At 68.7% G+C, this 13,452-nt stretch carries 10 protein-coding genes and 1 pseudogene; 5 read left to right on the top strand and 6 right to left on the bottom strand.

Annotated features, from left to right (window positions below; all coding sequences use genetic code 11):
- Positions 1-29: 29 nt before the first annotated feature.
- Complete coding sequence (locus tag ACWFRU_RS04865) at positions 30-635, bottom strand: TetR/AcrR family transcriptional regulator (RefSeq protein ID WP_453684680.1); 606 nt, start codon at positions 633-635, stop codon at positions 30-32.
- Between the two features lie 197 nt (positions 636-832).
- On the opposite strand from ACWFRU_RS04865, the gene ACWFRU_RS04860 reads away from it, so the two are divergent.
- Positions 833-1,402, top strand: coding sequence for a hypothetical protein (locus ACWFRU_RS04860; protein WP_453684679.1), 570 nt, complete (start codon positions 833-835; stop codon positions 1,400-1,402).
- A 24-nt stretch (positions 1,403-1,426) separates the two neighbouring features.
- Here the strand turns inward: ACWFRU_RS04860 and ACWFRU_RS04855 are convergent, their stop codons facing one another.
- Both ACWFRU_RS04855 and ACWFRU_RS04850 read right to left on the bottom strand, forming a co-directional pair.
- Positions 1,427-2,221 (bottom strand): MBL fold metallo-hydrolase, encoded by a 795-nt coding sequence (locus tag ACWFRU_RS04855; protein WP_453684678.1) that lies wholly within the window; start codon positions 2,219-2,221, stop codon positions 1,427-1,429.
- A gap of 153 nt (positions 2,222-2,374) precedes the next feature.
- Positions 2,375-5,278 (bottom strand): glycoside hydrolase family 48 protein, encoded by a 2,904-nt coding sequence (locus tag ACWFRU_RS04850; protein WP_453684677.1) that lies wholly within the window; start codon positions 5,276-5,278, stop codon positions 2,375-2,377.
- A 279-nt stretch (positions 5,279-5,557) separates the two neighbouring features.
- On the opposite strand from ACWFRU_RS04850, the gene ACWFRU_RS04845 reads away from it, so the two are divergent.
- The 3 genes from ACWFRU_RS04845 (at position 5,558) to ACWFRU_RS04835 (ending at position 10,360) form a co-directional block, all read left to right on the top strand.
- On the top strand, positions 5,558-7,048 hold the full coding sequence (locus tag ACWFRU_RS04845) for a cellulose binding domain-containing protein (RefSeq protein ID WP_453684676.1): 1,491 nt from the start codon (positions 5,558-5,560) through the stop codon (positions 7,046-7,048).
- Positions 7,049-7,172: 124 nt separating this feature from the next.
- Entirely contained in the window at positions 7,173-8,897 is a 1,725-nt protein-coding gene (locus tag ACWFRU_RS04840; RefSeq protein ID WP_453684675.1) for a glycoside hydrolase family 6 protein, read from the top strand.
- A 257-nt stretch (positions 8,898-9,154) separates the two neighbouring features.
- Entirely contained in the window at positions 9,155-10,360 is a 1,206-nt protein-coding gene (locus ACWFRU_RS04835; RefSeq protein WP_453684674.1) for an alpha/beta hydrolase family protein, read from the top strand.
- A 54-nt stretch (positions 10,361-10,414) separates the two neighbouring features.
- Here the strand turns inward: ACWFRU_RS04835 and ACWFRU_RS04830 are convergent, their stop codons facing one another.
- The 3 genes and pseudogenes from ACWFRU_RS04830 to ACWFRU_RS04820 form a co-directional block, all read right to left on the bottom strand.
- Positions 10,415-10,684 carry a DUF1905 domain-containing protein gene (locus tag ACWFRU_RS04830; RefSeq protein WP_453684673.1) on the bottom strand — a complete coding sequence of 90 codons (270 nt, stop codon included), beginning with the start codon at positions 10,682-10,684 and terminating at the stop codon, positions 10,415-10,417.
- A gap of 259 nt (positions 10,685-10,943) precedes the next feature.
- A pseudogene (gene gvpJ, locus ACWFRU_RS04825) lies at positions 10,944-11,246 on the bottom strand (gas vesicle protein GvpJ); the annotation flags it as partial.
- Between the two features lie 331 nt (positions 11,247-11,577).
- Complete coding sequence (locus ACWFRU_RS04820; protein WP_453684672.1) at positions 11,578-12,348, bottom strand: methyltransferase domain-containing protein; 771 nt, start codon at positions 12,346-12,348, stop codon at positions 11,578-11,580.
- A 323-nt stretch (positions 12,349-12,671) separates the two neighbouring features.
- Between ACWFRU_RS04820 and ACWFRU_RS04815 the strand changes: the two genes are divergently transcribed.
- Positions 12,672-13,418, top strand: a complete 747-nt coding sequence (locus ACWFRU_RS04815; protein WP_453684671.1) for a phosphotransferase family protein — start codon at positions 12,672-12,674, stop codon at positions 13,416-13,418.
- The last annotated feature ends 34 nt before the right edge of the window (positions 13,419-13,452 follow it).

Genomic DNA, 13,452 nt, shown 5'->3' with positions numbered 1-13,452 from the left:
GCCGCGGGCCGAGTACCAGTAGTCCCGTTTCAGGCGGCGGGAGTTGTGGATGTGGAGAGGATGCCTTCGACGCCGTCCAGGAACGTCTCGCAGATCAGTGTCGGGTCGTAGAGGCAGCCGGCTGCCATGGCGCCGTCGCGCAGCATGACGAAGTGACGCCCTGCCGCGTCGGCGGGCGTGCAGCCGGCCTGTGCCAGAACCTGCGTGACGGTTTCCAGAAACCATTGACGGTGTGCCAGAACCGCTTGGTGGACGGGGTGCGCCACGTCGGGGTATTCGGCTGCCGCGTTCAAGAAGGCACACCCGCGGAACCCGGAGTACTGGATGCCCTCGGCGATGGTCCGGGCGATGGCCCGGGCGGTGTCGGCCGCCGGTCCGTCCTGCGCCTGGGCGGCCGCGACCTGAGCGCGAATGCCGCGGTCGGCCTGTTGGAGGTAGGCAAGGATCAGCTCGTCCTTGCCCTTGAAATGCCGGTACAGGGTGGCGCGGGTGACCTGAGCTTCCGCGGTGATGCGGTCCACACCGACGGAGTGGATGCCCTCCGCGTAGAAGATCCGGGTCGCGGTGTCGAGCAGGCGCGCTCGCGCCGGGGAGGTGCTCTCGCCGTCGGTACCGCCTTGTGTGCGCACGCTCATGGCGGCAACGGTACCAGCCCGTGAGGGAGAACGTTCGGTCTTGACAGCGGGACTGCGACGCCCTTCAATCGAGAAAGAGACCGAACGTTCTCCCTCATTGGTTGGAGGGGGTGGCACGGTCAGCCACGATCACGGCACATGGCTCCCGTACGTCGCCTCACCCACACCGCTCGCTGGCTTCCGCCGAAAGGAATCCCATGGACACCACCTTCGTCACTCCGGCCACCGATGTGGCCGCGCGTGCCTCCACCGCGCTGCGCCACCTGTATCTCGCGCGCTTCACGTTCGCCGCCGTGTGGGCCGTTCTGCTGTTCACCTCCGCGCGCACCCTGGGACCTCTGAGCGTGACGCTGCTGGTGGTCTATCCCTTGTTCGACGTGGGATGCGCCGTCATGGACGCCAGGGCCACCAAACCGGGCGGCGGACCGGCGCGTGCTCTTTACGCGAACATCGCGCTGAGCGCTATGGCCACTGCGGGCCTGGCCGTCGCGGCAACTTCCGGGATCCCGGCCGTCCTGCGCGTCTGGGGGCTCTGGGCGATCACGGCGGGACTCGTCCAACTGATCGTCGGCGTCCTGCGGCGCGGCATGACAGGCCAGTGGCCGATGATCGTCAGCGGCGCCCTGTCCACCCTCGCCGGAGGTTCCTTCATCGCGCAGGCCGGCAAGGACAACGCCTCGCTGAGCGCGCTGGCCGGCTATGGATTGCTCGGCGGAATCTTCTTCCTCCTCTCCGCCTTCCGCCTGCGTCGGACCACCACGCAGTGACCCGGTGGCCCGGTCGCGGGCGGGTCAGCGGGTGATGAACGGCTCGGTCAGGTGCGGGGTCGCGAGGTGAAGGGTGGCGGCCGGGCCGTGCAGCACCTGTTCCCTTGAGGACCTTGCCTGCTGCGGGTCCATCTCGTGGGCGTAGGCGAGTTCGGGGTGCAGCAGTTGGATCGCGTGCACGAGCAGGTCGCCGGTGACGGCGACCTGCTCGCGTCCCGCGGTGACGAGGACGCTCTGGTGGCCGGGTGTGTGGCCGGGTGTGGCGACGATGCGTTCGCCGCTGGGCAGCGGAACGTCGCCGTCGAGCAGGCGTAGCTGGTCGGTCTTCTGGAGTGGGGCGATCACGTGGGACCGCAGTTGCGGGTTGATCTCGTCGAGCGCGTCGAGTTCGGCCTGCTGCAAGAGGTACTGGGCGTTGGGGAAGAACGGCTGCTGGCCGCCGAGGACGGCCCAGCCGACGTGGTCGGTGTGCAGGTGGGTGAGCACCACGGTGTCGACGTCGGACGGTTCGATGCCCGCGGCGGCCAGCGAAGCCGGGAGCGCCCCGGGCACGGGCGCCCAGGAAGCCGCCGGGCTGTCGGCCGGGCCGATCCCCGCATCGACCACTGTCACACCCTGGTCGCCGCGGATCGCGAACGCGCGGAACTGCAGCCGCCAGCGCCCCTCGGCATCCACTGCGCCGGGATCGAACTGGTCGGCCGCCGCCCACTGCTGGGCGGTGGCGGCGGGGAACGCCTGCGACCTGGGAGAGAAGAAGGGGCCCGCGCCGTCGGCAAGCTCGATGACGGTGTAGGGGCCGACCTGCAGGGAAGGGGGCATTTCACAGATGGTGCCACTGGCGGGGACATCAAGGCCAGGCGTATTTCCCGGGGTGAGCCGGGCAAGGGCCGAGGGATAGGGAAGAGGGCCGGGCAGGCCCCGGGGAGGGGGCCTGCCCGGCCCGGTGTGCGCGGAGTTGCCGCCGGCGGGGCGTTACTCGAGCAGCTCCGCGTACGAACCCATGGCGAGCGCGATGTCCGCCTGGGCCCAGAACCGGTGGTACGTGAACGTCGGCGCCGCCCCGCCCGCCAAGTAGGCCTCGACCTTGGACCAGTTGGGGTCGTCCTTGTAGAAGGAGCGCAGCGAGGTGAAGGTCGACGAGGAGTCGATCTTGTCGCCGTTGGGCATCGTGCCCGTCCAGCCGTTCGGCACGTAGACCGGGTCGTCGAAGCGGCTGTAGTCGGCCCGGGTCTCGGGCACGGCGATGCCGAGCGCGTCCTGGTTGTGCTCCCACATGCCGTCGAGCAGCGCCTTCGCCGTCGTCTTCGCCCGGGTGTCGCCGGACTTGGCGGCGTAGTACGTCAGGGTCTTCGCGTACGCCGCCGCGACACCGACGTCGTTGGTGTAGTCGGTGACGGTGACGTGAAGTCCCGCGTTGGCGCCAGGACTTGACGCGTTCCAGGTGTCGGGCTTGCCCGACCACTGGAGGGTGGAGGGGATGCGGAACGTGCCGTCGGGGTTGATGGTCGTCTTGGACAGGGCCCAGTCGACCCACTTGTCCAGGACCGCCTTGGCATCGGCGTCGCCCGACTCCTTGTAGTACTCGGCGACGCGCTCCATCGACCACGCCTGGAAGCCGAACCACTGGTTCGACGGCGGGTCGTGGTAGACCGGCGCCTCGTCGTAGTACATGCCGTAGAACGTCGGCGTGCCCGACGGTGGGGTGCTGTAGCTGCCGCCCCAGCTGTTCGTCGCGCCGCCGGCGATGGCACCCTCGTCTGACTGGAGCCAGCGGTAGAACTCGAGCTGCCGGTCCAGCGACTTGGCCCAGTCCGCCTGTCCCGTGGCCGACTTGGGCTTCAGGTCGGCGGACGAGGAGAGCGCGTAGGCGGCGAGCGGGTTCTGGTAGCCGCCGTGCGTGTGGCTGGAGCCGATGCGCCAGGACCAGCCCGCCGAGGTGTCGGTCGCGCCGCCCCAGGCGTAGTACCAGGACATCAGGTAGTGCGAGGCGGCCTTGCCGGTACCGGCCGGGCAGGTCGTCGGCCCGGTGCAGTTCCCGACCTTCTTGAAGTACTTGTCGTACATCGAGTACCGCAGATAGTCGCCCATCTTGGCGGCCTTGCCGACGGTCGCCGAGACATCGGAACCCTTGCCCTGCTGCTTGGCCCACAGATTGGCCCAATAGGCGGCCTGCACCGCCCGGGCGTCGGCGTCAGGGGCGTTGGTGAACTTCCACTGCTTGGCGTAGGACGCGTCGCCGGTGAACAGGTCCAAGTACCCGTTCTTGCCGCCGTACTTGAAGGCATCGCAGGTGGGCTGCGGCACTGTCTCCCACACCGATTCCTGCGCGCCGCGCTGGAAGGTGTTGATGTAGGAGGGTCCGGTGGCGCTTGGGCCCGCCTCGCACTTGCCGGGCTCGTTGCCGTAGCCGTAGACGTTGTCGACGTCCTGCAGCCAGTGCATGCCGTAGATGTCGTCCGTGCCGTAGGCGCTCTTGAGCTCTCCCGCGATCGGGTCGCTGCCGACGGAGACCGACGGGTCGAGCTTCGCCGGGTACTGGGACGGCAGATCGTGTTCCGGTGCGTACGTCGCGGGCTTCGAGGCGTTGTAGGAGGAGTTCGTCGGCTGGTCCGCGTGGGTGGGGATCATGTACTTCTCCATGAGGCCCCACGCCCCGTTGAACTTCGACCAGTCGCCGCTGACCTTGCCGTACATCGCCTGGAGCCACAGCAGGTAGCTGTAGGCCTCCGATGTCGTCTCGTGGCCGTGGTCCGGCGCCTCGACGATCAGCGTCTCGACCGAGTGGTAGGGGACGCCCTCCGGCGAGAAGTAGCCGTTCGCCGGGTTGGTGATCTTCCCGTAGAGATCGAGGAAGCGGGCATCGTACGTCTTGGACGCGGCGAGCTGCGTGACGGTGACCGTGGCCTTGGTGTGGCCCGGGGCCGTCACGCCGAAGGTGGCCGCGCCCGTGCCGGAGGCGTCGGCCGCGATGGTCACCTTCTGCGCCGTGTTCCAGTTCGACGGCGTGAAGGTCAGGCTCGTGCCCGAGGAGACGGACAGGCCGGAGTTGCCTCCCGTGCGGGCCGTCGTGACCGTGACGTCCGATGTCGGCTGCGTCGACAGCTTCACGTCGAAGGTGCCCGACTTGCCCTGCTGGACGCCGAGTTGGGACGGGGTGGCGACCAGGGCGGGGCCCGTCGCGACGGTGATGCCGACCGGTGTCGATTCGCCGGAGGCGCCCTGACTGTCGTACGCCTTCGCGTACAGGGAGTGCGTGCCGGCCGTCAGGGTGTCCGTGCTGAGCTCGTACGGCGCGGTGGTGTCCGTGCCGAGCAGGGTCGTGTCGTCGTAGAACTCGACTTTGTCTACGCTCGCCCCGTCGGCTGCCGCGGCGGTGGCGGCGAGCGGGACGTCGTCGCCGGCCGAGTAGACGGCGCCGGCCTTCGGGCTGGTGAGTACCGTGATCGGCGGTTGATGGGCGCCCGCGCACGTGGTGCCGTTGACCGCGAAATCGGTGGGCGCTGCATTCGCGCCGCTGTAGGTGAATTGCGCGCCCGCCGTGGCGGCGGCGCCGGGCGCGATCTTCGCGTTGTACGAAAGGCTTTTCGCGGTGATCGCTTTACCGGACTGCGACCAGGTCGCATTCCAGCCGTTGGCGAGTTTCTGGTTGCCGCTGTGGGTGTAGGTGAGGGTCCAGCCGTCGATCGCCGTGGTGCCGCGATTGGTGATCGTCAGATCGGCGGTGAAGCCGGAGCCCCAGTCGTTCGTCTTGTAGTCGACGCTGCATGCGACCGCGGCCGCGTCGGCGGTGGTGGGAAGTGCGGTGAGTGTGGCGAGCGGTAGTGCCAGGGTGGCCGCGACAGCGGTCCACAGCCGCCGGGCCCGTCTTTGTGGCATGCCCTGGTGCCTCCTTGCGGTTCGCGGAGCGAGGGGTGGCGTTGTGATGTGGGTGTCACAACCTGTGAACCAGTGGGAGCGCTCCCAAGGATGGGGAAGGAGGAAATTGGGGTCAAGGGGCTTGAAGAGTCGAATAAATTCGACAGCAGAGAATTCCCAACTCCTCTGTTGCTTGACGGGAGTTCATTCTCTACAGTCCACCAGCAACCAGTGGGAGCGGTTCCATCAGTCGACGCACCGGCCATGTGCCGGTCGCGCCCGAGCTGCAAGGAGTCGCTCATGCGCCACCCCCCGCGTCATGCGTTACGCGCCATCCTGCTCGCGTGCGCCGTCTCGGCGGCCACGCTCGTCCCCATGACCGACGTCGCGTCCGCGGCTGCCCCCGCATGCTCGGTGGAGTACTCCGTCACCGGCCAGTGGGACGGCGGCTTCCAGGCCGCCGTGAAGGTCACCAACCATGGCGCGGCCAAGGACGGGTGGAATCTGTCCTTCGCCTTCGCCGACGGACAGAAGGTCACCCAGGGCTGGGCCGCGAAGTGGTCCCAGACCGGGACGGCCGTGACCGCCACCAACGAGTCCTGGAACGGCGCGCTTCCCGCCGGCGGCAGCGTCTCGGCCGGGTTCATCGGATCGCGGTCGGGCGCCAACACCGCACCGACGGCCTTCAAGCTGAACGGCACGACCTGCAACACCGACGTCACCGACCCGACCGACCCGACTGATCCCACCGACCCGACCGATCCGGGCGGCGAGGGCGAGGCTCCGGCCCTCAAGGTGTCCGGGAACAAACTCGTCGACGCCTCCGGTGCGACCCGCCGGATCCTCGGCGTGAACCGCTCCGGCGCCGAGTTCATGTGCGTACAGGGCCACGGAATCTTCGACGGTCCGGTCGACGACGCATCCGTCGCGGCCATCGCCGACTGGAAGGCCAACGCTGTCCGGATTCCGCTCAACGAGGAGTGCTGGCTCGGCCTGGACAACATCAAACCCGAATACGCGGGCGCCAACTACCAGTCCGCCATCAAGGAGTTGGTCACCAAGATCAAGGCCCACGGCATGACGCCGATCCTGGAGATGCACTGGTCCTATGGCCAGTACACCGGGAACTCGGCCGGCTGCACCGACGTCCACGCCACCTGCCAGAAGCCGATGCCGGACGCCCGCTACGCCCCCGGCTTCTGGTCGTCGGTGGCGAACACCTTCAAGGATGATCCGACGGTCGTCTTCGACCTCTTCAACGAGCCCTATCCGGACCGCGCCACCTCCAACACCGCTGATGCGTGGGCCTGTTGGAAGGACGGCGGCACCTGCCCCGGCATCGGCTACGAAGTCGCCGGCATGCAGGACCTCGTCGACTCCGTCCGCGCCACGGGCGCCAAGAACGTGATCCTCGCGGGCGGCCTCGCCTACTCCAACGACCTCAGCCAGTGGCTCGCCCACCGGCCGTCCGACCCGGCCGGCAATCTCGCCGCGGCCTGGCACGTGTACAACTTCAACACCTGCTCCACCGAGAGCTGCTGGGACACCACGCTGGGGCCCGTCGCCGACCAAGTGCCCCTGGTGGCAGGGGAGATCGGCGAGAACACCTGCTCCCACGGGTTCATCGACCGCGTCATGAAGTGGTTCGACGAGCGCAAACAGTCCTACCTCGGCTGGACCTGGAACACCTGGGACTGCTCCTCCGGCCCCTCCCTGATCAGCTCCTACGACGGCACACCGACCGCGTTCGGGACCGGCCTGCGCGATCACCTGCGCACCGTGAACGGATGACGGCCCCGCACCGACGACGACCATCCCGCACAACGCGACCATCCCGCACAGCGCTACCACCCTGCGCAGCGCGACCATTCCGCACCGCACGACCCTCCTCGTCTCAGAAGGGACACCGCACACCATGAGCCGTATCAGATCGAGAGCCGGCACCGCCGTGCTCACCACCCTCGCCCTCACCGGCGCCGCCTGCGCGGGCACCGCCGTCGCGCAGCCCGACGTCGGGGCAGCGGCCCCGGCCTGCACCGTCGACTACAAGGTGCAGAACCAGTGGGACAGCGGGTTCACCACCGCCGTCACCGTCACCAACAACGGCGCCGCGGTCAACGGCTGGAACCTCACCTGGTCCTACGCGGGCAACCAGAAGGTCACCAACAGCTGGAACGCCGACATCGCCCAGGCCGGCGCCGCCGTCACCGCCAAGAACGCCTCCTACAACGGCAACCTGTCCACCGGCGCCTCCGCCTCCTTCGGCTTCAACGCCACCTACAGCGGCAGCAACACCCTGCCCACCACCTTCAAGCTGAACGGCGTCACCTGCAACGCGGACACCGATCCCACGGACCCGACCGACCCCACCGACCCGACCGAGCCCGGGGACCGCGTCGACAACCCGTACGCCGGAGCCAAGGTGTACGTGAACCCGGAGTGGTCCGCGAAGGCCAAGGCCGAACCGGGCGGCGAGCGCATCGCGAACCAGCCCACCGGTGTCTGGCTCGACCGCATCGCCGCCGTCAACGGCGTAGGCGACGGCATGGGCCTGCGCGACCACCTCGACGCGGCGCTCGCCCAGAAGGGCAGCGGCGAACAAGTCGTCCAGCTCGTCGTGTACGACCTGCCGGGCCGCGACTGCGCCGCTCTGGCCTCCAACGGCGAACTCGGCCCGACAGAGATCGACAAGTACAAGACCGACTTCATCGACCCCATCGCCGCGATCCTCGCCGACCCCAAGTACAAGGATCTGCGCATCGTCACCACGATCGAGATCGACTCCCTGCCCAACCTCGTCACCAACGTCTCCGGCCGGCCCACGGCCACGCCCAACTGCGACGTGATGAAGGCCAACGGCAACTACCAGAAGGGCGTCGGCTACGCCCTCGACAAGCTCGGTGACATCAAGAACGTCTACAACTACATCGACGCGGGCCACCACGGCTGGCTCGGCTGGGACGACAACTTCGGCCCCTCCGCCGAGCTGTTCAAGTCGACCGCCTCCAGCAACGGCGCGAAGCTGTCCGACGTCCACGGCTTCATCGTGAACACGGCCAACTACAGCGCCCTCAAGGAGGACAACTTCGCCATCGGCGACTCCGTCGCGGGCAAGTCGGTGCGCGAGTCCAAGTGGGTCGACTGGAACCGCTACACCGACGAGCTGTCGTACGCCCAGGCCATGCGCACCAAGCTGGTCTCGCTCGGCTTCGACCAGAACCTCGGCATGCTGATCGACACGTCCCGCAACGGCTGGGGCGGCACCGCCCGGCCCACCGGACCCGGGGCCACCACCGACGTCGACACGTACGTGAACGGCGGACGCTACGACCGCCGCATCCACCTCGGCAACTGGTGCAACCAGTCCGGAGCGGGCCTCGGCGAGCGGCCGCAGGCCAACCCGGCCACCGGGATCGACGCCTACGTGTGGATGAAGCCGCCGGGGGAGTCCGACGGTTCGAGCAAGGCCATCGACAACGACGAGGGCAAGGGCTTCGACCGCATGTGCGACCCCACGTACACCGGTAACCCGCGCAACAACAACAACATGTCCGGGGCGCTGCCCAACGCACCGGTCTCCGGCCACTGGTTCTCCGCCCAGTTCCAGGAGCTCATGAAGAACGCCTACCCGGCCCTGTAGGCACACCGCACTCCGCCGGGGTCCGGGAGCGTACGGCCCCGGGCCCCGGCGGACACGGTTGACCGTTAGTGCCTGCTTGCTCTGCCGACCGGATCAGTCCGGGATCAGTCCACGGACGTAAGCCCGTGGGCTGATGCGGTCGGCGTGCAGGTGATCGACGGGCCGATGCCGCGGGGGAGGGGCACGTGACAGCGTCGTCCTGTGTCCGCGGGTCGGCCGCGGGTCGCCGTTGACGCTTCGTCACCAGGGGAGGGCCCATGACCACCACGCCGTTCATCAGCCGGAAGGGTTTTACGCGCCGGCACGCTATGGGTGCTGCTCTGGCCGCCGGGGCGGCCGTGCCGCTCGCCGGCGTCGCCGGCTCCGCGTGGGCCGCCCCGGTCGCGCGGCGGCTGGTGCTGCCGGGGCCGACGGGGCCGTACCCGGTGGGCACGATCCAACTGCACCTCGTCGACCGGTCGCGTCCGGACGTCATCGCGGGTCCCGGCCACTTCCGTGAGCTGATGGCCACGGTCTGGTATCCGGCGCGGGACGCCATGCGCCATCCGGTGGCGCCCTGGATGCCTGCCGGTGCGTTTCGGGCGTTCCTCACCGACGCCGGGTTCGGCGATCTGGCTTCGCTGGGGCCGCTGACGGTTGGGCGGGTGTGTGCTCCGGTGCGCCGCACAGGCGGTCGGCTGCCCGTCGTCGTGTTCTCACACGGCGCGCACAGCCACCAGGGCGACCACACCGTCATGGTCCAGGAGCTCGCCAGCCACGGGTACGCGGTGGTGACGGTGGCCCATCAGTACGACACCTACACCCAGTTCCCCGACGGCCGCGTCGCCGTCCCGCTCGACGACAGGCAGGCGCCGACGCTGCCCGGGGATTTCGCCGCTGACCTGCGCTTCGTCCTGGACTGCGTCGAGCAACTCGCCGCCGGGGGCAACCCTGACGCCGACCGACGAAAGCTGCCGGCCGGGCTGCGAGGCTCCCTCGACGTGCGGCGCATGGGCGCGCTCGGCTGGTCCAAGGGCGGGACGGCCACCGCCTGCGCCATGCTCGCGGACGAGCGGATCCGGGCCGGGCTGAGCCTGGACGGCCCGATGCAGATGAAGCCGCCGCTGGCCGGCGATCTGCACCGGCCGTTCATGATGATGTCGGCCGAGTTCACCCGGGCCACGGTCCCCGAAGCCGCGGCGTTCTGGTCGCACCTGCGGGGCTGGCGCCTGGACATTCAGGCGCGGGGCGCCGCCCATATCTCGTACGGCGACAACGAGGCGCTCTTCCCGCAGGTGGCGAAGCTGTACGGATGGAGCAGGCAGCAGCTCGAGGACGTGATCGGCACCCTCGATCCCGGGCAGGCGATCAAGATCCAGCAGGCGTATCCGCTCGCCTTCTTCGACGAGCACCTGCGTCAGCGCCGGGGGCACCTGCTCGACGGGCCGTCTCCGGCCTTCCCGGCAGTGGCGTTCCTCCCGTGAGGCGAGATCGGTTCTTGCGAGGTTCGTCGTATCCGGGTGCGGTCGTGGCCGGAGTCAGGCGTCCAAGCGTTCCTCCAGGCGGATGATCACGGTGTCGCCTTCTTCCTTGCCGATGGCCTTGCGCACGTCCGCCTTCACGGGCAGTTTGTGCGTGCCGTTGCCCAGAGCCATGAAAGAGCTCTGGAACGGGTGACCGTCGATCGTGCCCCGGACCTTCACCAGGCCGCCGGTGCCGAAGTACTCGACCGACTGGGGCCACACGACGTAGGTCCAGCCGCCCTTGTTCGGGCTCTTCTGCAGGGTCGCGGTGAATTGCTTGTCCATCTCGATACCACCTGTCCAGGAGTTTTCGATCAGAGAGCGGCTGGTGCCCCGAGACGGACGCCAAGCCGATGCTGCCCGTAGCGTGCCTCTGTTTCCTTGGCGCTCACCAGGTAGGACGGAGGCAGGCGGGGAAACTCATCGCTGGCCCGCGAGAACGTCGGAGAACATCGCCCGGAGGGCCCTGGGCGTACTCACTTCACTGGACGCGCCGGGTGGAGCAAGAGCAGCGGCCGGCCCGTCACCCGCCGGGCCGGTGGGTGGAGCGGGCGCGCTGCTTCTCCTTCCGGCCCCCGTCCCCGGTCATGTCGCCGATCAGCTCGGGCAGTCCCGGACGCTGGGAGGGGCCACCTTCCAGGTCGAGCCGGTTGCAGGCTTCGGCGAACCGCAGGTAGGTGTCGACGCTGGCGATGACGATCCGCACGTCGATCTTGATGAGCTCGATGCCGATGACCGAGATGCGGATCTCCGCGTCGATGACGAGGCCTCGCTCGAGGATGAGCTCCAGGACGTCGTACAGTCCGCTGGTTCCCCGTGAGGAGCCACCCTGCTGTGCCGGGAACATCGCAGCTACCTCCGTATGCCGTCCGAACCGGGTGGTTCGGGTCCTCGCGCGTGGTTCCGGGCCTTCCCTCCCAGCGTCTGTGACCGAGCCTCGCCAGGCCGGGGCCGGAGGGTGCCTCTGCCGGTTGCCCTGCGGGTGGAGCGGGAAACACATCCGGCCCACCCCATCCGTGCAGGTCGACGGCGTACCGGCCACTGCCGGTGTACCGCTTGTACCGCCTGGCCCTCAAGGACGGCGCCGTCGACGTCGATCCCCGATCCCCCACGGGCTGCCCCGGCTGGCATCCGGAGGATCGTGAGGTCGGCAGGGGCTCGCGGTGGGTCGTCCGCGGTCAGAGGCTCTTCTTGAAGACCAGTACTTCAGTGGAGGCGACGCCCATGGGGGCCAGGAATCCGGCCTCCAGGCTGCAGCCGAGGGTCGCGAAGAGGTCCACGCACGTCTGGCGGGGCATGGCGGCGGGGTACGAGCCGTGCCCCGCACCGCCCTTGGCCGCCCAGGTGCGCATCGTGGCCGGGTCCAGGCAGTTCTCCGTCATCACATCGAAGATGATCCGGCCGCCGGGGCGCGTGACGCGTGCCATCTCGAAGTAGTAGCGGGAGGCGCAGAGGAAGGTCACGGTGTTGAAGACCTTGTGGGCCTGTACGAGATCGATGCTGCCGTCGGGTGTCGGGGCGAGACTGCTTCCTTCGGTGGGCCGGGCGACCACTTTGTATGTGTCCACGAGGTAGTCGGCCCAGGGGGCGGCGGTCTCGTAGATCTCGTACCGGTCGGGTGAGCACTCCTTCAGCGTCTTCTCCAGGTATCGCCCGGAGCCGGGGCCGATCTCCAGCACCGTGGCGGGGTCGGCAGCGAAGACGCCGAGGGCGCGTAGTTCATCGATGGTGGACTGGGTGGCACCGGGCGTTCCGTTCATGACCTCGTCGACGTAGTCGCCGACCGACAGCCCGGCCGCTCGTGCGGCCCGCATCGTGGCCTCGAACGGAATGAAGTCGTCCACCCCGCCGCGGCTGTTGGTGCTCCGAACGATGTCGAAGCCGGCACGTCCCAGGAGTCGCTTGACCCCTGTCTTTAACACGGACTTTGCAGACCCTGCTGTGCTCATCGAGCATGACCCCCCAGGTCGTAAGAGCGCGAACGCAGACGCGCGGTTGTGACGCCGACATTCACCACGCGCTGCTGTGACGCCGACATCCACCACGCGCGGCTGTGACGCCGAAACACACCACGCGCGGCTACCTACCCGCGCAATCCACGCCCGTACACCTGCGGGCACCTCCGCCGCATCCCGCCTGGTGCTCCCGTGCGGGGGGTCTCGTGCTACGCCACAGTTGCACCGGGGTACGGAGGGGGCGAGACGCGGTCTGCCGGGCAGTCGTACGGGGTAATTCCGGTGACGTCGACGAGCATCTCGGGATACTGGGCGCCATGGATGAGGTCAACGTCGTCGTCGCCCATCACGAACGCGCGACGCTGCGAGTCGGCGACGTGTTCTTGAAGGTCGACGCCGATCAGGGGCGCACCGACGTCGAGGTCGAGGCGATGGCGCTGGTGCCGGTCCCGACCCCGGAGGTGCTGTGGCGGAAACCGCCCGTGCTCGCGATCGCCGCGCTCCCGGGGGTGCCGCTCGGCCGCCTGGGCGAGCCGTCGACCGCGTCCCCGGCGGCGTGGGCGGCTTCGGGCGCCGCCATCCGGAAGCTGCACGATGCGCCGCTGCCTCCCCGGCCCGGCCGCGCCGGCCGTAACCTCGACGAGCTGGCGGCGGAACTCGACTCCGAGTGTGAGTGGCTCATGGCAAACGATGTCCTGCCCACCGATCTGATCGTGCGCAACCGCCAGGTTGCCGAGGCCGCGCTCCGTCCGTGGACTGCGGCGTTCACGCACGGCGACCTGCAGATCGCTCACGTCTTCGTCGACGGCGACGAGGTCACGGGCATCATCGACTGGTCCGAGGCAGGTCAGGGTGATGCCCTGTACGACATCGCCACCTTGACGCTGGGACACGAAGAGCACCTCGACGACCTCATGGCCGGCTACGGCACCGACGTCGACCTCGATGTGGTCCGCGCATGGGGTTCGTTGCGCAGTCTGCTGGGGGTCCGCTGGCTGGTAGAGCACGGCTTCGACCCGTCCGCGCCCGGCTGTGAGGTCGACGTAATGAAGTCCCGTATGTAAGCAGGGGGGAGCGGCGGTGACGTGCACGTGGTCA

The organism is Streptomyces sp. NPDC055099, assembly GCF_053607685.1.
Note: the sequence above shows the minus strand (reverse complement) of the source record. Positions and strands in the feature narration are given on the sequence as shown.